Origin of the sequence: Aeromonas sp. R5-3 (assembly GCF_040908225.1) — a bacterium.
Lineage (GTDB): Bacteria > Pseudomonadota > Gammaproteobacteria > Enterobacterales > Aeromonadaceae > Aeromonas > Aeromonas dhakensis.
In genome coordinates, this window is sequence record NZ_JBFODH010000029.1 from 233,316 (window position 1) to 255,427 (window position 22,112).

The 22,112-nt window shown below is 55.9% G+C and carries 24 protein-coding genes; 15 read left to right on the forward strand and 9 right to left on the reverse strand.

Annotated elements, in window-relative coordinates; genetic code table 11:
• The first annotated feature begins 5 nt into the window (after positions 1-5).
• From AB5Y95_RS20375 to AB5Y95_RS20425, 11 genes are all read left to right on the forward strand, one after another.
• Complete coding sequence (locus tag AB5Y95_RS20375) at positions 6-869, forward strand: DUF4123 domain-containing protein (RefSeq protein ID WP_368162113.1); 864 nt, start codon at positions 6-8, stop codon at positions 867-869.
• Positions 866-4,045 (forward strand): T6SS effector BTH_I2691 family protein, encoded by a 3,180-nt coding sequence (locus tag AB5Y95_RS20380; RefSeq protein WP_368161925.1) that lies wholly within the window; start codon positions 866-868, stop codon positions 4,043-4,045. The genes AB5Y95_RS20375 and AB5Y95_RS20380 overlap by 4 nt, the downstream gene beginning before the upstream one ends.
• Entirely contained in the window at positions 4,045-4,776 is a 732-nt protein-coding gene (locus AB5Y95_RS20385; RefSeq protein ID WP_054544271.1) for a hypothetical protein, read from the forward strand. Before AB5Y95_RS20380 ends, AB5Y95_RS20385 begins: the two co-directional genes overlap by 1 nt.
• Before the next feature lie 60 nt (positions 4,777-4,836).
• A complete protein-coding gene (locus AB5Y95_RS20390) occupies positions 4,837-5,103 on the forward strand; it encodes a hypothetical protein (protein ID WP_126882622.1) in 267 nt (88 codons plus the stop codon).
• Positions 5,103-5,846 carry a hypothetical protein gene (locus AB5Y95_RS20395; protein ID WP_054544272.1) on the forward strand — a complete coding sequence of 248 codons (744 nt, stop codon included), beginning with the start codon at positions 5,103-5,105 and terminating at the stop codon, positions 5,844-5,846. The genes AB5Y95_RS20390 and AB5Y95_RS20395 overlap by 1 nt, the downstream gene beginning before the upstream one ends.
• A 300-nt stretch (positions 5,847-6,146) precedes the next feature.
• Entirely contained in the window at positions 6,147-6,344 is a 198-nt protein-coding gene (locus tag AB5Y95_RS20400) for a hypothetical protein (RefSeq protein ID WP_157850312.1), read from the forward strand.
• A complete protein-coding gene (locus AB5Y95_RS20405) occupies positions 6,344-7,138 on the forward strand; it encodes a hypothetical protein (RefSeq protein WP_054544274.1) in 795 nt (264 codons plus the stop codon). The genes AB5Y95_RS20400 and AB5Y95_RS20405 overlap by 1 nt, the downstream gene beginning before the upstream one ends.
• A 268-nt stretch (positions 7,139-7,406) precedes the next feature.
• Positions 7,407-7,724 carry a hypothetical protein gene (locus AB5Y95_RS20410; protein WP_157850313.1) on the forward strand — a complete coding sequence of 106 codons (318 nt, stop codon included), beginning with the start codon at positions 7,407-7,409 and terminating at the stop codon, positions 7,722-7,724.
• Positions 7,724-8,455 (forward strand): hypothetical protein, encoded by a 732-nt coding sequence (locus AB5Y95_RS20415; RefSeq protein WP_368161926.1) that lies wholly within the window; start codon positions 7,724-7,726, stop codon positions 8,453-8,455. The genes AB5Y95_RS20410 and AB5Y95_RS20415 overlap by 1 nt, the downstream gene beginning before the upstream one ends.
• Before the next feature lie 60 nt (positions 8,456-8,515).
• Entirely contained in the window at positions 8,516-8,686 is a 171-nt protein-coding gene (locus AB5Y95_RS20420) for a hypothetical protein (protein WP_368161927.1), read from the forward strand.
• 60 nt (positions 8,687-8,746) lie between these two features.
• Positions 8,747-9,547 carry a hypothetical protein gene (locus AB5Y95_RS20425; RefSeq protein ID WP_368161929.1) on the forward strand — a complete coding sequence of 267 codons (801 nt, stop codon included), beginning with the start codon at positions 8,747-8,749 and terminating at the stop codon, positions 9,545-9,547.
• 449 nt (positions 9,548-9,996) lie between these two features.
• Here AB5Y95_RS20425 and AB5Y95_RS20430 read toward each other — a convergent pair whose 3' ends face one another.
• A complete protein-coding gene (locus AB5Y95_RS20430; RefSeq protein ID WP_368161930.1) occupies positions 9,997-10,881 on the reverse strand; it encodes a LysR family transcriptional regulator in 885 nt (294 codons plus the stop codon).
• A 109-nt stretch (positions 10,882-10,990) separates the two neighbouring features.
• On the opposite strand from AB5Y95_RS20430, the gene budA reads away from it, so the two are divergent.
• Together budA and alsS are read left to right on the forward strand one after the other, a co-directional pair.
• Positions 10,991-11,770, forward strand: a complete 780-nt coding sequence (gene budA / locus AB5Y95_RS20435; protein ID WP_017787776.1) for an acetolactate decarboxylase — start codon at positions 10,991-10,993, stop codon at positions 11,768-11,770.
• Positions 11,771-11,797: 27 nt separating this feature from the next.
• Entirely contained in the window at positions 11,798-13,468 is a 1,671-nt protein-coding gene (alsS, locus tag AB5Y95_RS20440) for an acetolactate synthase AlsS (RefSeq protein WP_005303598.1), read from the forward strand.
• 100 nt (positions 13,469-13,568) lie between these two features.
• Here alsS and AB5Y95_RS20445 read toward each other — a convergent pair whose 3' ends face one another.
• Together AB5Y95_RS20445 and AB5Y95_RS20450 are read right to left on the reverse strand one after the other, a co-directional pair.
• Positions 13,569-14,147 (reverse strand): DJ-1 family glyoxalase III, encoded by a 579-nt coding sequence (locus AB5Y95_RS20445; protein ID WP_368161933.1) that lies wholly within the window; start codon positions 14,145-14,147, stop codon positions 13,569-13,571.
• 33 nt (positions 14,148-14,180) lie between these two features.
• Positions 14,181-15,128, reverse strand: a complete 948-nt coding sequence (locus AB5Y95_RS20450; protein WP_368161935.1) for a ketopantoate reductase family protein — start codon at positions 15,126-15,128, stop codon at positions 14,181-14,183.
• A 357-nt stretch (positions 15,129-15,485) separates the two neighbouring features.
• Here AB5Y95_RS20450 and AB5Y95_RS20455 point away from each other — a divergent pair, with 357 nt between their 5' ends.
• Positions 15,486-15,968, forward strand: a complete 483-nt coding sequence (locus tag AB5Y95_RS20455; protein ID WP_005303589.1) for a YajQ family cyclic di-GMP-binding protein — start codon at positions 15,486-15,488, stop codon at positions 15,966-15,968.
• A gap of 102 nt (positions 15,969-16,070) precedes the next feature.
• Here AB5Y95_RS20455 and AB5Y95_RS20460 read toward each other — a convergent pair whose 3' ends face one another.
• The 6 genes from AB5Y95_RS20460 to AB5Y95_RS20485 form a co-directional block, all read right to left on the reverse strand.
• The gene (locus AB5Y95_RS20460; RefSeq protein ID WP_368161936.1) at positions 16,071-16,901 is read right to left on the reverse strand and encodes an outer membrane protein OmpK; all 831 of its coding nucleotides are present in this window, start codon (positions 16,899-16,901) and stop codon (positions 16,071-16,073) included.
• A 156-nt stretch (positions 16,902-17,057) separates the two neighbouring features.
• Positions 17,058-18,437 (reverse strand): MFS transporter, encoded by a 1,380-nt coding sequence (locus AB5Y95_RS20465; RefSeq protein ID WP_211051661.1) that lies wholly within the window; start codon positions 18,435-18,437, stop codon positions 17,058-17,060.
• Positions 18,438-18,524: 87 nt separating this feature from the next.
• Entirely contained in the window at positions 18,525-18,854 is a 330-nt protein-coding gene (locus AB5Y95_RS20470) for a hypothetical protein (RefSeq protein WP_054544283.1), read from the reverse strand.
• Between the two features lie 116 nt (positions 18,855-18,970).
• Positions 18,971-19,522: a peptidylprolyl isomerase gene (locus AB5Y95_RS20475; RefSeq protein WP_005303575.1), complete on the reverse strand. Its 552-nt coding sequence runs from the start codon at positions 19,520-19,522 to the stop codon at positions 18,971-18,973.
• A 15-nt stretch (positions 19,523-19,537) separates the two neighbouring features.
• Positions 19,538-20,110: a YajG family lipoprotein gene (locus tag AB5Y95_RS20480; RefSeq protein ID WP_010634807.1), complete on the reverse strand. Its 573-nt coding sequence runs from the start codon at positions 20,108-20,110 to the stop codon at positions 19,538-19,540.
• 29 nt (positions 20,111-20,139) lie between these two features.
• Positions 20,140-21,282, reverse strand: coding sequence for a methyltransferase (locus AB5Y95_RS20485; RefSeq protein WP_368161938.1), 1,143 nt, complete (start codon positions 21,280-21,282; stop codon positions 20,140-20,142).
• Positions 21,283-21,474: 192 nt separating this feature from the next.
• Here AB5Y95_RS20485 and AB5Y95_RS20490 point away from each other — a divergent pair, with 192 nt between their 5' ends.
• A complete protein-coding gene (locus AB5Y95_RS20490; RefSeq protein ID WP_005303561.1) occupies positions 21,475-21,783 on the forward strand; it encodes a BolA family transcriptional regulator in 309 nt (102 codons plus the stop codon).
• Positions 21,784-22,112 lie beyond the last annotated feature (329 nt).

Sequence of the window (22,112 nt, forward strand, 5' to 3'; positions counted from 1 at the left end):
TGGCCATGGCTTTAGTCGCAGAGCGTCCCGACATCGAACTGAACAGAGGTGAGCAACTCTATCTGTTGCTAGATGGGGCGCGCATTCCCGCGCTTGAGCGAGTGTTGTTCGAGCAGGACGCATCTCCTTCCTATCAACCCGTTTACCTTCACGCCCCCTGGGACAGCTTGCGAGAAGTGAGCCCCTGTCTGATATGTGTAACGCCCAATCTGCTGGATTGGTTTATGCAAAACCGCGATGCATCATGGGGTTACCTGTTATCGTCCCCTCTTGCTCTGTTGCCGTTGGCCGAGCGACTGCGTGAGCTAATCGAGGTGGAGAGTCCCTATGGCAGCAGGATTCTGCTCAAGCTGGCCATGCCGGAGACCATGTGGCGGCTGTTTATGGATGATGAACCCTGGCTCTGGCAGGGGGTGGCTCAAGTCTGGATCCCGACCCGGCAGGGGGAGGGGCAGGTGTGGCAGCACAAGGTTGCCGAGCCTGGAATGGGGTCCCCCATGGGGGAGCGCCTGCGACTTTCCGACGTGCAGTGGCGCCGTCTGGGAGAGGTGAGCTGGTTGAACACCCTCGATGGGATAAGAGCACACATGCACACCTGGTTTGGGGCTCGCATGCTGAAGCTGCCAGAACCCATGGCGTGGATTGCCCATTGGGCTGATTACGCCTATGCCCAGGGATTCGAGAGCGAGCGGGATCTGCTGCTGTTTTTCAATGTGATGGGGTATCTCGGCAGTGACTGGTTTGATGAAGATGAGCATCCCCGGATCAAGGCGTTGATTACCCAGCGTTCGCCCCAGACCCCTTCGCAACGTATCGAGCAGGCCGCCGAGCTTGCTGCCGCATTGAGCAACAAGGATCAAGACGCATGAGTACGCCCAATCAAGCCGCCCAGTGTGCAAACACGACCGACAGCAAGAGCCCGGCAGGAGTCTGTCCGCTCAAGAACAAGAAGATTGCCATCATCCCGGTGCGTTATGCCCTGGATGAGCCGTTCTCCCTGCCACAAAAGCAGCCTCACCCAGTCCCCGCCGGAGCAGGCTTTGTGGTGCCTCTCAAGTTGAAAGAGAGCGGTTATGCCTTGCGCCAACTGCGTGATGGCTGGCTCTATGTGTATGACGAAAAGACCAAGACATTTGATGAGTACGAGATAAAAGGATCGACCTTCATCAGCCAGAGCAAGGGAAGCAAGGGGCATCTGCTCTACCCGGCGAGCCATACCCTCTCCCTCGCTTATTCTCCCCTGCGCTGGACGGGGCGCATCAAGCATGAGATGGAAAAGAGCGGCGGTTTGCGCACCACCTGGATGCGGCAGGTGAAACTGGGCAGTTTTGCCAGCACCATGAAGGCCCCTCATTGCGGTCTGCCCGATGTGCTCGACAAGGTTGCGGACCTGGGGATGTCCAACAAGGGATTTGTGCTCTCTTCTACCCCCCTTGCCAAGCCTGCCGAAGAGGACAAGCAGGGGATCAAGTTGCTGGCTCACAAACCGGCGAGTTCACCGACTGCCTACAAGGCGGGCATACCGGATCCCAAGAGCGCCATGGTGGTCGCTCTGGAGGACCCGCTGGCCGACCTTGCCGACCTTTCCATGAAGGTCAATCAACTGCTCGCCAAGCGCGAAGCACTGCTGGGGAAAGATGATGCCACCATCAAGGTCAACAGCCACAAGCTGATGATGGCGGAGGTCACGCGCAACCTGGCCAGGGTGCGGCTCGACGAGAAGGAGTTGCCCGCCTCCGTCAGGGGCAATGTCGCCAGGACCCAGGCCTTTGAAGAGGCGCTGGATGATTATCTTGGGGATCGCTACCTCGCCGACATGGAGAGCATGACGGCAGAGCCCGGGATGGTGCGGTTCAACTCCCCCATGGAGAAACGGGCTGATGAGAAGCTGAAAATCTTGCGGGAACAATATGGTTTCAATCCATCTCAAAAACAGGTTTCCCAATGGAAAGAGCGCGCAGCCTTCCAGGATGAGGTCAACTGGAGCGGGCTCAATGCCTTTATCAAGCAGTATCAGGTGCCACTCAATGAGCTGGATCTGGCCCTGACGCGGGCTCATGAAGACCTGTTCAACGGTGTGACCCGCCTCAAGGCCGATCCGCTGCCCTTTGGTCTGGACAACAGAACACCCAAGGGACAAGCCTATCTGCAGACCCTGTTTGCCGAGGCCGGGCCGGTTCTCTCTCTTAGCTGCCGCACGGAGGAGAGGAAGAAAGCGCTGGAGAAACTGCTGGGCGAAAAGAGCCGCGACAACTTGCTGGCGCTGGCCCCTTATGGCTTTGATGCCGCGTTGCACAAGGGACTGAGCGAGCTGACGGTAGACAATGCCTGGCTCAGCACCTCCTCTGGGGATATGACAGCCCTCTATGGCAGAACGGCTGATCTGGAGACGCTATTGGGGGACGAGAGATTCAAGCAAAAGTCCTGGTTCCAGACGATCGAAGCCGTCATTGAAGCCATGAAAATGGCTGGAAAGTCCATGGCCAAGGGGGCTCACGCCCAGATCATGGCGGCCATCTTGCCCCATGCCTGGAAGAACAGCCTGGCGGGCAACCTCAGACTGGTACTGCTGGAATCCCTGCTCGGCGACCAGCCGCTGCAGGTCAACCGAGACTATCGGATGCTCCACAACCGCTTCCAGCAGAAGGTCTGGATCATAGTCAAGGAGATGTCGGCCATCAGCTCCCCCCCTCCCGGGCGCAGCACCACGGTGAAGGCCATCAACGGTCAGCTAAAAACCTTGCAGCAACAGCTTGATACCCTGATTGCCAGCGAAATGCCCCTGCTGGTGAAACTGAAAGGCGATCTCTACCAGCAACAAGCCAGACAATATGTTGGTGACTATCTGGCGAGCGTACGTAGCGGCGTGAATCAACGCATCACGGCCATGAACGAGAGAATTCCCAATCTGGCGACCTTTGGCGGGCTGGTTGCCCTGCTCAACCTCTGGAATCTGACAGTGGTCATCTCAGGGACGGCGCAAAACGCCCAGTCCATCGGCCGGGAACGGGCCAATTTGCAGCTGGGCTCTGCCTTTGCCTGGACGGGTAATGCCATCGCCGCGCTCTATCAGGGGGCGGCGTGGGAGAAGTTAAAGCCGCTCACTACTGATGGAGGTAAACGAGCCCTGACAGCAATCTCGATAAAAGCAGCAATAAAAGAAGGTGAGCATGCGGTCTGGGTTAGAAGCTTTGCCTGGCGTATGGTGGCTTTTTCTAGCCTAGGGATGGCGGCGGCCGGGGCAGAAATGTGGGATACCTTTCAGGCCAGCAAGGATCCCTTGATAAGCAGCATGGAAAAAACACTCTTGCAGATGAAAGCAGGGGTATTGCTGGGGCAAGGAATCATCTTTGGCGCACAACTCTTCTATCTGTTGGGGAATGGATTGGGTTTCTCATCAGTCGCTGCGATTTTTGCGCCTTGGATGCTGGTTGGGCTCTTTGTGCTAGGTGCCGCCTATCTGGTGCTGACAGTGCTGCTCAATATCTTTAAACGCTCGGATCTGGAGAAATGGTTGCTGCAATCAACCTGGGGCAAGCAGCCTGCCAACTGGTCTACTGAAGATGAGCTGGCTCGCTTTGAAATGTTGGTCAATAAGCCTGGGGCCAGTTTGACTGTGGTACGCACCGCACCTCAGGGGTGGATGGATACCGGTCGTTCCCAGTGGCAGTTGCAACTTTCACTCCCTGCCCATTTGCGAGGACAAACCATAGGGTTAAATGTCACTTCTCAACCACTTGCCAGTGCTGGTCAGATGATCCCCGCGCGCTCCAAACAGGAGCTGGACCGTTATCTGGCGGCAATGAAACCCAAGATGATAGAGACACTACGAGGGCGTTGGGATGACATGGTCTATTCCTTGCCGCTGGGTGTAGATACCAATTCGGCTATCAAACTGGAACTAGGCTATCTCGGGGGCATGATTCAGCGGGAGTTTATTTTCAAGGGCAGCAGTAATAGTAGCGGTCCTGTTACATTGAATGGCAGTAGCGGTGATCTGGGTACCATGCCCGCGTTGGTGGTCGGCAAGCAAGGGAATAAATAATGGAAAAGACAGACGAAGTTATTGAGGGCAATGAGCAGGAGACTCCTTTCCATCTGCTACCTCAAGAAGAGCAACAGTGTATTCTCGATGCCAATCAGAAAAAGGTGCGAGAGGCACCAACTCTTCATGAATGGGACATCCGAGTTCCAGCTGCATTTGCCTGGCTGGGGATACTCTTTTTAATCGGAATACCTACCTTGATTGGTAGTGCCATGATATGGAATGAGTCATCCAATGGTTGGGTATTTATTATAGTGGGGGCAATTATGCTCCCCTATCTTCGATATTTAGTGATGGCGGATAAAGATTACCATTATCGGTTAACTACGGAGGGTGTAGTCGTCACTTATCAAGATGCTATTCCCGAGGTGGCCTACACCATAGTGCGTGGTTTGGCTTGGCTTGGTGTGGTGGTATGTGTCGTAGCGGTTGCCATATTGGGGCCACTAGCCTTGGTTGGCGCTGGTGGCATGGCACTCTTTGCTGTATTTTTCACTGACTTTAAAAGTGAAGTTTCAGAGCATGAAACAATGTTTAGAAAAGACTGGCCCTACACGCTTTCTATTTCTAATAGAAAAAAGGCACTGAGATTTGAATCCACCCCCTTTAAAGTCGCATATAGCGACAATTTATATTGTAAGTCTGAGGATTTTGAACGTGTTATTGAAATGATTAAAAACCAAATCAGGTGTGTCGATATAAAAAATATAAAAGGTCATCCAATGATTTGATTCTAATGTCTCGACTGTCATTGAGAAATAACTGTTATTGCTATTCACTAGGAGGCCAGTTTGTTCGGTGGACAAGCTGGCTTACTATCCGGTGATCTTCTTGAGCCTCAATACGGAAGTTTAGGTGGCATGGTCTATACCCTGCCGCTGGGGATTGATACCAATTCGGCTATCAAACTGGAGTTAGTTTATTTCGAGGGGATGATTCAGCGGGAGTGCATTTTCAAGGGCAGCAGTAGCAGTGGCGGCCCTGTCACATTGAATAGCAGCAGCGGCGATCTGGGGACCATGCCCGCGTTGGTGGTCGGCAAGTTGGGGAATAATTGATGGACAAGGTGAACGAGGCAATCGAGGTTAGCGAGCAGGAAACCCCATTTTATCTGTTACCGCAGGAAGAGCAACAACGCATAATAGATGCCAATCAGAAAAGGGTGCGTGAGGCACAAACTCTTCATGAATGGGATATCCGGGTGTCTACAGCATTTGCATGGCCAATGATATTAATAGTCGTTGGTTCAATGATGCTATTTGGAGGTGCGGCGGTATGGTTTGCTGGAGATAATGATTGGACTTTTGTTTATATGATGATCGGAATGTCGATAGTAATGATGCTCTATTTACGTTACTTGGTGATGGCGGATAAACACTACCATTATCGGCTAACGACAGAAGGTTTAATCACCACTTATCAAGATACCATTCCCGAAATGGCCTATACCATAGTCCGTGGGTTGGCTTGGCTTGGGGTGGTGGTTTGCGTGATGGCTGTGGCTGTATTGGGTCCGTTAGCACTGGTTGGTGCAGGTGGCATGGCTCTCTTTGCTGTATTTTTCACTGACTTTAAGAGTGAAGTCTGTGAGGAATTCACTCTATTTAACAAAAAATGGCCACACGTCTTTACCATCTCGAAGAGACATAGAGCATTGCGGTTTGAATCTGTACCGTTTAAGTCTGCGTTCAGTCGTACACTTTATTGTAGAGTCGAGGATATAGACGTTATTCTCAACTTAATAAAGTCTCATATCTTTATTGAAAGTGTAAAATATATCAAAGGTCACCCTGGGATTTAACGAAACAAATTAAATTCTTTATTCGACCAGCTATGTTAAATAGAGCTGGTCGTCAATTTTTACGTAGTGAAATTTCTACCGTTGTAATCCATCAGGGGCAAGCCATCTTCCTGGTTGATCAAATTTCAACACTTGGTGGCTAACGTCTTACGGGGGTTGACCATTGGGCTAAGCGTTATCGGCCAACCTCTGGCTCTGGTCGGTCAAATGGTGCCGGTACACACGAAAGAGGACTTGGCCAGCTATCAGACCGCCATGCAACCCAGAACGCTGGAGACATATCGCGGGAGCTGGGAGGACATGGACTATTCCCTGCCGCTGGGTGTGGATGCCAATTCGGCCATCAAGCTGGAACTGGGATATATGGGCGGTATGGTCCAGCGGAAAATTATCTTCAAGGGGAGCGGAAATAGCAACGGCCCAATCACATTGGATACAAGTAGTGGTGAACTGGTAAAAATACCGGATTTGGTAGTTGGCAACCAAGGAAATAAATAATGAATAAGGTGAATGCAATGGCTGAGGTAAGTGAGCAGGAAACCCCTCTTCATCAACTATCGCAGGAAGAGCAGCATGAAATCAACACTAACAATCAGAAAAGAGTACGCGAGGCACCGACGATACATGAATGGGAAATAAGGGTTAGAGAGTCTTTTGTTCCTGTTTTTATATTTTTGTTGATCGGTACACCTATACTTATCGGTGCGGGAATGTTATGGAATAGTTCATCCAATGGCTGGGTTTTTATTATAGTGGGGGTGATTATGTTCCCCTATTTGCGCTATTTGGTTATGGCTGATAAGCATTACCATTATCGGCTAACGACAGAAGGTTTAATCACCACTTATCAAGATGCCATTCCCGAAATGGCCTACACCATAGTGCGTGGCTTGGCTTGGCTTGGGGTGGTGGTTTGCGTGATGGCTATGGCTGTATTGGGACCGTTAGCACTGGTTGGTGCAGGTGGAATGGCACTTTTTGCTGTTTTTTTTACTAACTTCGAAAAGAAAGTCTCAGTTGAATACACGGTTTTTAATAAAGATAAAAAATATGTTGTGAAAGTTGTAAAAAATAGAAGCCTTATTCGCTTTGATATCATTCCATTCAGTTGGTTTGAGTTCTCTTATTTATATTGCAATAAAGGTGAGCTATATAGGATTTTATCAAGTTTAATGAAGGAGCTTGGGTGCGATGAATATAGAGAGTTTAAAAGTGAATTATCTCTTCGCAGAGCTCCCGTTGGTGTATTGGATGTTGGCACGCCAAGAAGGCTGGATGAGATCAATAAGTAAATCCTTCGAGTAATACTTTTGTCAGATATGACAGTTATAGAGAAATTATTGGTGTCAAAAAAGTGGTGATTTCAATCAACTCTGGTGCAATCAGTCTATCGTAGATGATCTGGTTTCTTTTGAAATGCTGGTCAATAAGTCAGGGGGCAGTTTGACTGTGGTACGCACCGCACCTTAGGGCTGGATGGACACAGGTCGTTCCCAGTGACAGTTGGAACTCTCACTCCCTGCCCATTTACGAGGACAACCCATAGGGTTAAATGTCACTTTGCAATCACTTGCCAGTGCTGGCCAAATGATCCCCGCGCGCTCCAAACAGGAGCTGGACCGTTATCTGGCTGCAATGAAACCCAAGGTGATAGAGACGCTACGTGGGCGCTGGGATGACATGGTCTATTCCCTGCCGCTGGGGGTTGATACCAATTCGGCCATCAAACTGGATCTGGGTTATCTCGGGGGCATGATTCAGCGGAAGTTTCTTTTCAAGGGCAGCAGTAGCAGTGGTGGCCCAGTCACATTGAATAGCAGCAGCGGCGATCTGGGTACCATGCTCGAGTTGGTGGTCGGTAAGCAAGGGGATAAATAATGGACAAGGTAAGCGAGGTAGTTGAAGCGTGCGAGCAGGAGACCCCTTTTCATCTATTATCGCAGGAAGACCAACAGCGCATTCTCGATGCTAATCAGAAGAAAGTGCGTGAAGCCCCTACGCTACATGAGTGGAATATTAGGGTAGAAACACCTTTTGTTTGGCTAGTTATTTCAATCCCAGTTGGTATTATGATGTCTATTGGTATATGGCTAGTGTATAGCGATGATGATGCTGGTTGGGCCCCTATTATCATGGGGGCAATAGTTGCGGCCTTTACTCGTTACTTATGGTTGGCAGATAAAAACTATCATTACCGGCTCACAACAGAAGGTGTTATCGTCACCTATCAGGATGCTATTCCAGAGGCTGCCTACACTATAGTGCGTGGTTTGGCTTGGCTTGGTGTGGTGGTTTGCGTGATGGCCGTGGCCGTATTGGGGCCGTTAGCCCTGGTTGGTGCAGGTGGCATGGCGCTCTTTGCGGTGTTTTTCACTGACTTTAAGAGTGAAGTGACAGAGCATGAAACCATGTTTAAAAAAGACTGGCCCTACACGCTTTCTATTTCTAATAGAAAAAAGGCACTGAGATTTGAATCCACCCCCTTTAAAGTCGCATATAGCGACAATTTATATTGCAAGCCTGAGGATTTTGAACGTGTTATTGAAATAATTAAAAATCAAATCAGGTGTGTCGATATGAAAAATATAAAAGGTCATCCAATGATTTGATTCTATTGTCTCGACTGCCATTGAGAAATAACTGTTATTGCTATTCACTAGGAGGCCAGTTTGTTCGGTGGACAAGCTGGCTTACTATCCGGCGATCTTCTTGAGCACCAATACGGAAGTTTGGGTGGTATGGTCTATACCCTGCCGCTGGGGATTGATACCAATTCGGCTATCAAATTGGAGTTAGTTTATTTCGAGGGTATGATTCTGCGGGAGCGTCATATTGAATAGTAGCAGCGGCGATCTGGGTAAAATGCCCGCGTTGGTGGTCGGCAAGTTGGGGAATAACTGATGGACAAGGTGAATGAGGTAATCGAGGTGAGCGAGCAGGAAACCCCTTTTCATGTGCTACCGCATGGGGAGCAACAACGCATTATCGATACCAATCAAAAAAGAGTGCGTGAGGCTCCTACGTTACATGAGTGGAACATTAGAGTGAGAAGCCCTCACACTTGGCTGATCATATCAATACCAATAGGGATTTTGATCTTGATTGGGGCTTGGTTAGCGTCAGGCGATAATATGATATCTCTAGGTTGGGGATTTATTGTGATGGGCGGTGGGGTAGCCCTTTATTTTCGTTATTTGGTAATGGCGGATAAAGATTATCATTACCGACTTACCTCTGAAGGGCTTATTGCTATTTATCAGGATGCTATTCCTGATGTCGCTTATAAAATGGTTCGAGGATTGGCTTGGTTAGGTGTACTTGTATGTGTTATGGCCGTAGCCGTATTAGGCCCGTTATCCTTGGTCGGTGCTGGTGGCATGGCTATTTTTGCAATTTTCTTCACTGATTTCAAAAAGGAGGAAAGTGTAGAATATACATTGTTCAACAAAAATAAAGTTAATGTAATTAAAGTGGTCAGTAATATGGCCTTCGTTCAATTCGAAACTATTCCATTTGGTTACTCAGGGTTTGCAAGTTTTTACTGCTATAAAAATGAATTAAATAAAATATTGGTGTCTTTGCTTTCAATATTAAATTGCCAAGAATATAGAGAATTCAAGACTATTCTTTCATTAAATAGAGCACCTCACAGTTCTCTGGATGTAGGCGTACCAAGAAGGCTAGATGAGCTTATCAAGTAATTTTAAAGAGGCTCTCGCTTGTTGATGTTTACTTAGGTTTGCTGTGCTGTTCAATATTTTAAAATACTCGTGGCTAGATAAATGGTTGCTGCAATCGACTTTGGGCAAGAAAAGGGAAAATTGACCAGTCAATGAAGGACTCTCGCGTTTGAGCAACTGGTGAATAAGCCTGGAGCAAGTCAAGCCTGACAGTTATATACCCAGTACCTCAGGGCTGGATGGACGCTAGGCCATGCCTAGTGGCTATCACTGCTATATTTTCCTACTCACTTTAAAGGGCACACAATAGGTTTGATTGCCATAGAGCAACCTTTGGTGCGAGTTGGTCAGGTGGAGCCGTATCGTTATCCTACCAAAAATATATGCTGACAGAGACTCTGCACAGCCTTGTAACCAGCCCCTGTCTCTAAAGTCCCCCTCTTTATCATCAAGCTCTGCATGATGTTGATTCAAGATTGGCGCGGGATCAGCCCAATCAGATGCTGCAGGCTTTTTTGACGGGGATGGCGGCGGGTGGCGAGGCTGATGCGGGTGGTGAGCTGTTCGGCGGCGATGGGGTGATAGCTGACGCCGTGGGGGTGCAGCTCGCTGACCGAGCGCGGGATGATGGCGACCCCGAAACCGGCCTGCACCATGCCGACGGTAGAGATCACCTGCGGACTCTGGCTGCCGAGGCGGGGGCTGAAGCCGGCCCGCTGACAGCGCTGGGTGATGGCGTCGTGCAGCCCGGGTCCGAGCTCGCGAGGGAACAGGATGAAGGGATCCTGCGCCAGCGCCTCAATGGGAATGGCACCACTGCCGGCCAGCGGATGGTGCGGGGGCAGGGCGATCAGCATCTCCTCCTCGTCGATCAGGTGGTGGGCCAGCGCCGAGCTGCTGCTGCAGGGCAGACGCAAGATGGCGGCATCCAGCTCCTCGCTCACCAGATCGCGCACCAGATTGGGCATGCTGTTCTCGATGGGGTGCAGGCTGACCTCCGGCCAGGCCTGGCGAAAGTCGTGGATGAGTTGCAGCACGCTCGGGTGCAGCACGGTAGAGCCGGCAAAGCCGAGGCGCAGCGAACCCAGCTGGCCGCGGGCGATGCGCCTGGCCTTCTGCATGGCCTGCTCGGTCTGCGCCAATATCCCCTTGGCATCCTGATAGAGGCTCAGCCCCGCCTCGGTCAGCTCCACACTGCGGGTCAGCCGGTGAAACAGCGGCGTGCCCACCTCCTGTTCGAATTTGCGGATCTGCTGGCTGAGCGGCGGCTGGGCCATGCCCAGCGCCTCGGCGGCGCGGGTAAAGCTCTGTTTGTCTGCCACGGCCACCAGGTAGCGCAGGTAACGGAATTCCATATCTGGTACGTCTCGAAGCTGATGGGTTTGGATATTGGTATCAAACTGTGATCTTGGTCACTATTGAATCCTGATTTGCCAACCTAACAGGATTGGAGGTGAAATCCAAATGGAAACCAATTCATCATGTGACTGCGCCATCGAGATCAGCCAGCAGTTTGCTCGCTGGCAGGCTCGCCAGGGGGGCGGCGAGGTCTACCAGAGCTCCCTGATGAGCGCCCTGCTGGCGGGGGTTTACGAGGGGGAGACCACCATGGCCGACCTGCTGCGCCACGGTGACTTCGGCCTCGGGACCTTCAACCGGCTCGACGGCGAGCTGATTGCGTTCGAGCGCCAGATCCACCAGCTCAAGGCTGACGGCTCGGCCCGTCCGGCCAGGGCCGAGCAGAAGACCCCGTTCGCGGTGATGACCCACTTTCGCCCCTGCCTGCAGCGCCGCTTCGATCACCCCTTGAGCCGCGAGGAGATCCACCAGTGGGTGGACAGGTTGGTGGGTACCGACAACGTCTTCGTCGCCTTTCGACTCGACGGCCTGTTCGAGCAGGCGCAGGTGCGCACCGTCCCCTGTCAGAGTCCCCCCTACAAGCCCATGCTGGAGGCCATCGAGGCTCAGCCGCTGTTCTCGTTCAGCCAGCGGCGCGGCACCCTGGTCGGCTTTCGTTGCCCGCCCTTCGTGCAGGGGATCAACGTGGCCGGCTATCACGAGCACTTCATCACCGAGGATCGCCGGGGCGGCGGCCATATCCTCGACTACGCCATGGGCCACGGCCAGCTGCAGCTGTCGGTGGTGCAACACCTCAACATCGAGCTGCCCCGCAATCCGGCCTTTCAGCAGGCCGACCTCAATCCCGCCGATCTGGACCGCGCCATCCGCGCCGCCGAAGGCTGAGCCCTTCGCTTAACAAGGAGTGACATCATGGAAAATCAACACTGGGCCTGTGGGGCCGAACTGGTGGTGCGCCATCTGGAGGCGCAGGGGGTCAAGCAGGTGTTCGGCATTCCCGGGGCCAAGATAGACAGGGTATTCGATGCGCTGGAGGACTCCCCCATCGAGACCATAGTGGTGCGTCACGAGGCGAATGCCGCCTTTATGGCTGCCGCCGTCGGCCGGCTGACCGGCAAGGCCGGAGTGGCGCTGGTGACTTCGGGGCCGGGTTGCGCCAACCTCATCACGGGGCTTGCCACCGCCACCTCGGAAGGGGATGCCATGGTGGCGCTGGGCGGTGCCGTGCGGCGGGCCGACGGCCTCAAGCTGACCCACCAGAGCCTGGATACCGTCAGCCTGTGCCGGCCGGTTACCAAGTTCAGCGCCCAGGTGGGCACCGGCTCCGCCCTCTCCGAAGTGATGGCCAACGCCTTTCGCAGCGCCGAGCTGGGGAGGCCCGGAGCGGCCTTCGTCAGCCTGCCGATGGACATCATCAACGAGCCGGCCGACGGCGCCATTCTGGTGCCGAGCGCCATCCCCGAGCCGGGAGCGGCCGACGAGAGCGGTATCGATCGGGCGCTGAGCCTGCTGGCGCGGGCTCGCAAACCGGTGGTATTGCTCGGCCTGCTGGCCAGCCGGCCGGAGAACTCTCTCGCGGTGCGCGCCTTCCTCGACAAGAGCCGGTTGCCGGTGACCGGCACCTATCAGGCGGCCGGGGTGGTGGATACCCACCATTTCGATGACTTCGCCGGACGGGTGGGGCTGTTCAACAACCAGCCGGGGGACAAGCTGCTGCAGGATGCGGATCTGGTGATCTGCATCGGCTACAGCCCCATCGAATACGATCCCGTGTTGTGGAACGGCACCGGTGAGCGCCAGCTGCTGCACATCGATGCGCTGCCGGCGGAGATCGACAGCAGCTACTGCCCGGCGGTGGAGCTGGTGGGCTCCATCAGCGCCAACCTGGCGCGGCTGACCCGGATGCTGCATCAGCCGCTGGCGCGAGATCCAGCCATTACTGCCCTGCTCGGCGAGATCCGCGCCCAGCGCCATCAACTCGCCGAACATGCCGGCCGGCTGGGGGGTACCCCCATCCATCCGCTGCGCATCGTCAAGGAGCTGCAGGACATCATCGGGCAGGACATGACATTGTGCGTGGACATGGGCAGCTTCCACATCTGGATTGCCCGCTACCTCTATAGCTTCCGGGCCCGCCAGGTGCTTATCTCCAACGGTCAGCAGACCATGGGGGTGGCGCTGCCCTGGGCCATCGGGGCGGCCATGGTACGCCCGGGGGAGAAGATCATCTCGGTGTCTGGCGATGGCAGCTTCATGCAATCGAGCATGGAGCTGGAGACCGCGGTGCGGCTCAAGTCCAACATAGTACACATCATCTGGGTCGATAACGGCTACAACATGGTGGCTATGCAGGAGGAGAAAAAGTACAGCCGCAGCTCAGGGGTGAGTTTTGGTCCCATCAACTTCAAGGCCTATGCCGAGTCGTTCGGGGCGGCCGGGTTTGCCGTCACCTGTGCCGAGGATCTGCGGGCGACCCTGCGCGCCGCCATGGCGGTGAGCGGGCCGGCGGTGGTGGCCATCCCGGTGGATTACAGCGACAACCACCTGCTGATGGAGCAGCTCAGGCCCGAAATGCTCAGTTGAGCCGGAGCTGAACCGGCTGACTGCTTGCAGTTCGCCTCAAAGCAGAGCGTCCCTTGCCAATCGGCAAGGGACGCTCTGTCATTGCGAGAGGGCTATTTACTCAGGGCATGGGTGAGGAGGGGGGCAACACCATGGGGCCGGCCACCGCACCGGCAGCCTCGTCACCGCGCAGCACCCGCACCAGCTCGAGGGCGAACTCGATGGCGGTGCCCGGCCCCTGGCTGGTGATGAGGTGATGAGCCTCATCGGTCACCACCCGCGCGTGACTGAGCTGCGCCGCGGGCAAGCGGGCCTGAAAACCGGGATGGCAGGTGGCGCGGGCTTCCCCCAGCAGATCGTGGTGCAGCAGCACCACGGCGGGGGCGGCGCAGATGGCTGCCCGCCAGCGCTGCGCTGCCGCCTGCGCCTTGAGCAGGGTGATGGCGCGCGGCGTATCGCGGATAACCTCGCTGCCGGGCAGGCCACCCGGCACCACTATGGCCTCGAACTCCTGATCCGCCAGCTCGTCGAGGTGACAATCCGCCACCAGCTGTACCCCGCGGGAGGTCCTGATCTGGCGCTGCCCTGCCGGGCAGCAGGAGGCCAGCACCACCTCGATGGCCCCGCGTACCAGGGTATCGACGATGGCGACCGTCTCTATCTCTTCCGACCCGGGGGCCACCAGTACCAGTACGCTCATCCGTTGCTCCTTGCATTGGCGAGCCCGATGGGCTCACTGCTTCTCTTTGATGGCCTGATAGAGACCCTGATTGACCGGTACCGCAATGCCGTGGCAAGCGGCCTGGGCCAGCAGGAAGCCGGTGATGGCCTCGATCTCGGTCTCGCGCCCCTGCTCCATGTCCTGATACATGGAAGAGTAATTGTCGGCGGTGAGCTCCACCACCGTCATGACCCGGCGCAGCAGCTCGTCGCTGCCGGTGGGCTGGCCTTCGGCCTGCATCACGTCCGCCACTTCCACGCAGATCTGCTGCAGGGCATCGGCAAAGCGCGGACCGGCTAGCTCGCCATTCTTGAGCTTGTAGAGCGCGGTGAGCGGGTTGATGGCGCAGTTGACCGCCAGCTTCTGCCACTGGCGCGCCTGGATCTGCTCATCCCAGCCGGCCTGGCCGAGGGCGGCCGCCAGCTCGTCCGCCAGGGCGGCATGGGCTCTGGCCGCCTCGTTGACCGGGCCGAGCCAGGTTTCGCCCTTGCCGGTGTGGCGGAACACAAAGTGACCGCTCTGCATGGCGCCGTGGCTGGTGACGCCGGCGATGACCGGATTGTGGGGGAACAGCGCGACCACCTGCTCGGCGATCCCCATGCCGTTGTGCAGCAGCACGATGGGCACGTCGGTCGCCAGCTGGCCCACCAGCGGGGTCAGCGCCTCGATGACCTGGCCGGCCTTGGTCATCACCAGCAACCGCTGGATCTGACCCGGCTGGTCGACGAAGCCGCGCTCGATGTTGATGAGCTGGGTGTTGCCCTCCAGCGAGGTGAAGTCGATGCCGGGGTGCAGGGTGGCGCGGTGGCGCTCGCGCAGCAAGACGCGGGTGGACTGGCCGCTTTGAGTCAACAGGGAGGCAAACACACCGCCCAGGGCGCCGCAGCCCAGCAGGGTCCATTGGGGGGAAGGGGTGTGTCGACTGTGTGTCAGGTTGTAATCGCGTGATCCGCTTGGCATGGAGAGACTCAATCAAGGTAGGGGCTGCATTCCAGTCAACCACCTGCCGGGGATAAGTGAAGATGTCGCCTGGCGGACACCTGGAACGGGTTCATGATCTTGCTGCTAGGTCGTGATCAAGGCTTGTACGAGGCTTGCGTATGTGAAACCGGAAGCCCATGTATTCAGATACAAGCGGGCTCCTGCGCAGCGATTTACCTTGCGGACGACCTCTCGCGACAGATACTGAACAGGTTCTAACGGGTCTCGCCATTCCTGTGCGCAGGGGATTCTAGCAGAGCAGTCCCATCGAAATCAGCAAATTTGCCGTAATTCTGGTAGATTTGCCCCCTTATAGCGCAACATGAGGAGCCCACTATGCCGTCATTCGATATTGTCTCTGAAGTCAAAATGAACGAGGTGTTGAACGCCGTCGACAACGCCAATCGTGAACTGGCGACCCGTTTCGATTTTCGTGGTGTTGAAGCCAGCTTCGAGTTGAACAAGGAAGAGGTCAAACTGGAGGCCGATGCCGATTTCCAGCTCAAGCAGATGGTCGAGATCCTGCGCGGTGCCCTGCTCAAGCGCAACATCGAGAACAGCTCCATGGACGTGGGTGACAGCGTTCACTCCGGCAAGCGCTTCCACCTGACCGTGAAGTTCAAGCAGGGGATCGACAAGGAAGTTGCCAAGAAGCTGGTGAAGCTGATCAAGGATTCCAAGATCAAGGTGCAGGCCGCCATTCAGGGCGACGAGGTGCGGGTCACCGGCAAGAAACGCGATGACCTGCAGGAGACCATGGCCCTGGTGCGTGGCGCCGAGCTGGGCCAGCCGATGCAGTTCCAGAATTTCCGCGACTGATGGATGGCCGGGGAGGGCGCGGCTCTCCCTGTTCGCTACCATCTGGCCATAAAAAAACCGGAGCAGCTGCTCCGGTTTTTTGTATCCCTGATACCCGTTCGATTAGAACTTGTAGGTAACGGCAAAATAATGGCCAATACCAGAAGTATCAGTCATTTGGTTATTAGATTCGTTATCACGAATCAAAGCCATATTGTTGAATACTTTCAACCCATATCCAACAGAATAACGGTCAGAGTGCCAATAGATACCATTGAACCACTCAAGAGAATTGGATGCATTGAAGCCGTTATCTGCAATCTTGTCAGCACCAAACTTGTAGTCGAGATAACCTTGATAGGTGATAAAAGAACCGTTACTAAATGTATAGAATGGCTTAAACCAGTTAGTGGAGACCATGTAGCCATCCCACTCACGCTCGTTTTCAGCACCATAGTTCTCGCGCACATATCGTGCATAAGTGTTGAAACCTACTTTGCCAAACCAAGGCATTTCAACATCAGAGCCCAAACCAATGTAGTGCTCAAACAGACCTTTGTCACCTACGTTAGTCACTGTGGCAATATACAGTTCTTTAACTGGGCCAAAAGAAAGATCTGCACCAGTAAGGGCGTCCAAAGACATACGAGGAGCAAACTTGATGAACATATTGTCACCATTGTGACGGTCATCATGAGTACGATCCAGTAAGTCAAATACGTCAACGTAACCATACAAATCAAACAGACCTGAACGACCACCAAACTCCATTTCAAAATAAGTAGTGTTCTGATTGTTGAAAGGAATGCGAGCATCAACACTTTGCATTACGTTGAACTGCATCCACTTGTAGTCATTCTTGTGGATGTCACCGCTGTAGTCAGCAGCGAAAGCCGGGGTAGCGGCGGCAGCCAGCAGACCGGCACCGATCAGAGTCTTGGTAAATTTGGCCATTTTATTGGTCTCTTGTGCGTTAGTTGAGGTTTTCCGTAGCCTGCCCACAAGGAGCGGAAGGGATTCTAGCCAAATAAATTCACCGGATAAACCAGCACCAGGGAACTTTATTCGGAAGTGTGAATCTAATCACCCCCAATTTTACGCAAACGCTTGCTATTTGTCCGATTGCGGTAACAAGGCACTTCCTCGTTTGGCAACCAACACGATCAGGATCAGCACCGGAATGCCGAGCAGGCTGGTGCTGATGAAGAAGCTGCTGTAGCCGAACTGCTCGACGAAGCGGCCGGAAAAGCCCGCCAGCAGCTTGGGCAGCAGCAGCATCACCGAGCTGAACAGGGCGTACTGGGTGGCGGAGAAGGCCACGTTGGTCAGGCTCGACAGATAGGTGACGAAGGCGGCCGTGGCGATGCCTGCGCTGAGGTTGTCCAGCGAGATGATCAGGGTCAGCAGCTCGAGGTTGTGGCCCACTTCATTGAGCAGGGCAAACAGCAGGTTGGTGCTGGCGGTGAGCAGGGCGCCGAGGAACAGGATGCGCAGGGTGCCAAAACGCATCACCAGCACGCCGCCGAGGGCGGCCCCCACCAGCGTCATGATAACCCCATACACCTTGGTGATGGTGGCCACCTCGGTCTTGCTGAACTGCATGTCCACATAGAAGCTGTTGGACATCACTCCCATCACCACGTCCGAGATGCGATAGCAGGCGATGAGCCCGAGGATCAGCAGGGCGGAGCCGCCGTAACGGCGAAAGAAATCGGCGAACGGACACCAGATGGCCTCGTAGCTCCAGGCACCGAGACCGGCCAGCCCAGCCGGCCAGCCGCGGGCGAGCAGCAGGGTCTTGCGGGTCGCCTGCTGCTGATTCTGGGCGGCGAGATCGATGACGGGCTCGTGACAGAACAGGGTGGTGATGACGCCGAGGGACATCAGCCCCGCCATCAGCAGATAGGTGAGCTGCCAGCCGCGATAGTCGTAGCCGTCGTTGCTGCCGAGCCAGGCGGCCAGCGCCAGCGCGCCGGCCCCGGCCATGATCATTGCCAGCCGGTAACCAGTCATGTAGGAGGCCGCCATGGCCGCCTGCAGCCGCTCGGGGGCCGACTCGATGCGATAGGCATCGATGACGATGTCCTGGGTGGCGGAGGCGAAGGCCACCAGCAGGGCAAACAGGGCCAGCTGGGCGAGCTGGGTCTTGGGGTCGCAGAAGGCCATGCCCACCAGCGAGGCGGCGATCAGCAGCTGGGAGAAGAGCATCCAGCTGCGGCGCCGGCCCAGCCAGCGGGAGAGCAGTGGCAGCGGGAGCCGATCCACCAGCGGTGACCACAGCCACTTGAAGCCATAGGCCAGTGCCACCCAGCTCATGTAGCCGATGTCGGTCAGGCTGACATCCGCTTCGCGCAGCCAGAACGAGAGGGTGCCGAACACCAGCAGCAGCGGCAGGCCGGAAGAGAACCCCATGGCAAACAGGATGAGAACCCGAGTCTCAAGGTAGACGGCGAGCGAGTCTCGCCAGCTCGGTGTACGGACAGTGTTCAAATACCTGACTCCTCTGGGAAAATTGCGCCATTTTGTCAGGTTCGGGTTGGATAGCCAAGGCAAGCCGGGCAGGGGAGGGCACTATATTCAGGGGCGCAGGCCGATGCAGTGGCGCGGCAGCGGCCCGTCCGTGGTCAGGAAATTGGCGCACTCCATCAGCTGCAGGCGCAGCCAGACGTCGGCGATGATCTGCTGTTCATCCCACTGATGCAGGCTGTGCAGCAGGTGCCAGAACACCCCCTCCTGCTCGGAGGCCGGGGTCTTGTCGGTGGGGACATGGGGCAGATCCTGCCAGTGGGACAACAGCTGCCAGCTCAGATCTTCCAGCTGCTGATAGGGGATCTCTCGTGCCAGAAAGTGACGAACCGTCTGGGCCAGCGGGATGGCGTGCTGGGCGATGTAGTCGTTGCAAGTCACCGGAACCTCCTTCTCCTCTCGTGGGCCTGGCCCCGGATATCGGGGCAAGGCCAGAGTATAGAAAGGGGCGCCGGCGACCCGGACCGCGGGGATGGCGGATTGTGATCCGCTCCGCGTTATTTGTCCGCCAGCAGGACCACCTTCTTCAGGATGATGGGGCTGGTGGGCACGTCGTTGGCACGCAGGATGGGGCTGTAACCGGTCTGCACCTGGGCCAGCTTGTCCAGTACCTCCATGCCCTGCACCACCTGGCCGAACACGGTGTAACCGGCGCCGGCATTGGCGTTGAGGTTGTTGTTGTCGACCAGGTTGAAGTAGAACTGGCGAGTGGCGCTGTCGACCGCCTGGGTGCGGGCCATGGCGATGCTGCCGCGCTTGTTGGGCAGGCCGCCCTTGGACTCGTTGACCACGGGGTCAAAGGTGGGCAGTTGCTGGAACTGCTGGTTGTAGCCGCCCCCCTGCACCACGAAGTCCTGGATCACCCGGTGGAAGATGCTGCCGTCATAGCTGCCATCGGCCACGTAGCGCAGGAAGTTCTTCACCGTCTGCGGCGCCTGCTTGGAGGCCAGCTCCACCACTATGTTGCCGTGGTTGGTCTCCATCCTGACCTTGGGGCCGGCGAACGCCAGCGGGGCGATCAGCATGGCCAGTAACCAGAGTTTTTTCATTTATTCGCTCCTTGCTCAGCTCGGCTGACCTTTGAGATAACCGCGCAGGGCGGTGTCAGCCATGATCTGCTGCAGTACGCTGCCCAGCTGCTGGTTCAGGGTGGACTCCAGTTCGGCCATGCTCGGCTCGCCCGGGCCTTCCTTGCTGGAGGACATGTTGAACTGTTTGGTCAGCTTGCTGCCCTGGAAGTCGGCGATCACCTGCAGGCTGACGCGGGACTTGGTGACATAGGTGAAGGTCTTCTCTTCTACCGTGACCGCGGCAGTGGAGATGGCCAGGGTCAGGTTGGTGGTGCCGCTGTTGCCTACTTCCAGACCCTGGCTGCGCAGCCCTTCGGCGAGCTTCTCCGCCAGCAGGCTGTTGAGGGGCTGGCTGCTGTTGACCAGTACCGCAGCCTTCTCTTTTTTCTTGATGGAGAAGACGTAGGCGGCTTCACGCTTGTCCACCCCTTCCAGGGTGATGCGGTTGCCCGAGTAGTACTGCTGGTTGGAAGGGATCACCTGCGGATTGAGCAGGGCGCTCTCCGGCCAGTGAGTCGCACAACCACCCAGCATCAGGGCGGCCAGCAGCAAGAGTGACTTTTTCATCATGGGTTTCCTTTCGCGTTTGATGGCGTTTAACGTTTGATGGCTTTCAAAATAACGAATTTGCTGTTCGACGCAACGACTTGTGCGTTGGCGAACAGGCGCTTGAGCTTGTTGTGATAGTCCAGATGGCGGTTGCCCACTATCCAGAGTTCCCCCCCTTTGGGCAACACCCGGTGGGCGTCGCTGAACATCTGCCAGGCGATGTGGTCTGTGATGGCCTGCAACTGATGGAACGGCGGGTTGCAGAGGATTCGATCCGCTGAACCGGCAGGCACGCCGTCGAGACAGTTGTTGACCATAAAGTGGGCGCGGGGCTGGGCCGCCGGCAGATTGTGCTCGACGTTGAGCCGGGCCGAGGCGACCGCCATGCGGGACTCGTCTACGAAGGTGACCTCCACCTCGCTGTCGCGCGCCAGCAGGGAGAGCCCCAGCACGCCGTTGCCGCAGCCCAGATCGATCACTTTGCGGGCACTGTGGATGGGCAGATTGTCCAGCATGAAGCGGGCGCCGATATCCAGACTGGTGCGCGAGAACACGTTGGCATGGTTATGGATGAGCATGTCGGTGCCCTCCAGTGGCCAGACCGTGGGGAAGGGGTTGGCCAGCGCGGGACGCTCGGCGGGCGCAGCGGCTGGAGTGCAGTGAATGAGGCGCGCCTTCTTCCAGGCCAGCGAGGTGCGGGTCGGCCCCAGGTATTTCTCAAACAGCGCCAGGGTGGAGGTGTGGATATCCTTGGCCTTGCCGGCGGCGATGACGCGGGTAGCGGGGGTAACGACCCCGCGCAGGGCCAGCAGTTGCTGCTCCAGCAGCGCCTGATACTTGGAGACCTTGATCACCACCAGCGCGGGGGCATCGGGCAGGGGAGCCAGCGCATCCTGCAGGCGGATGGCCGCGGGATCCAGGCCATTCTCTGCCAGGTTGGCCAGGGTAGCCCGCTCGCTGATGTGGGAGTCGGTGACGCAGACAGGGGCATGAGGGTGCAGACTGGCGGCCAGCGCGCCAAAACCGTCGTTCATGATGATGACGGGGCCATCCTGCTCGAGGGGCTCCTCGGCCAGGGTGTTGATCAGATACTCGTCGGCGGCATCCCAGGCCTGCAAGGGATCCTGCTGCTGACGTGGATAGCGATACAGGGTCAGGCGACAGTGGGCCGTGTCGAGAAGGGTTTGCATAGGCGAATTGTCCAGCTGAGTCATGTAACGGGCCCCGGTGGGGCGCAAAGTGGCGCTATTCTAGCGGGGGCTGAGAATTTCACCAGCCCGGCAGGGCTGCAAGCGGGATTTTCCCACACCGCCCGATTTCGTCATCCGACCAACCCTGGCTACAATGGCCGGACATCCATTTTGGGAGTTTTGCTCGTGACCATGCAACAACAGATCGAGGCCAAGCTGGCCGCCGCCTTGTCCCCCAGCCACCTGGAAGTGATCAACGAGAGCTACATGCACAGGGTGGCGCCGGGCTCGGAGAGCCACTTCAAGGTGGTGGTGGTGAGCCAGGCGTTTGAAGGGCAGCGCCTGCTGGGGCGCCATCGTCAGGTCAATGCGGTGCTGGCCGACGAGCTGGCGGGGGCCATTCATGCATTGGCGCTGCATACCTATACCGAGCAGGAGTGGCAACAACGGGAGCAGGCACCGAGCACCCCCAGCTGCGTCAGCAAAAACGGACTCTCTTAAGGCTATTGACGAATTGATTACTCAATCTTCGACCAGTTAACAATTTCAAAACCTGTTTCGGCGACGTTTCGTACTCATGAGGGGAGCGTTGCCCTCCCACCGCGCCATCAAGATTTCTAATCCTTTTTCGAACATAAAAATTATTACCCATTTTGAGGTAATGGTGGCTAACTCGAGGCCGCGCCTGAGGTTTCACGAGAAAAAGCGACGCGATTAAATTGCGATGATTTTGTGATAGAGCGGGGATTTTCCCCATTTTGCATGGCAGGAAACTTGCCATAGGTGGTAAACTCAGGCGCTTTTGAATGACTCTGTATGTTGCTGATTTG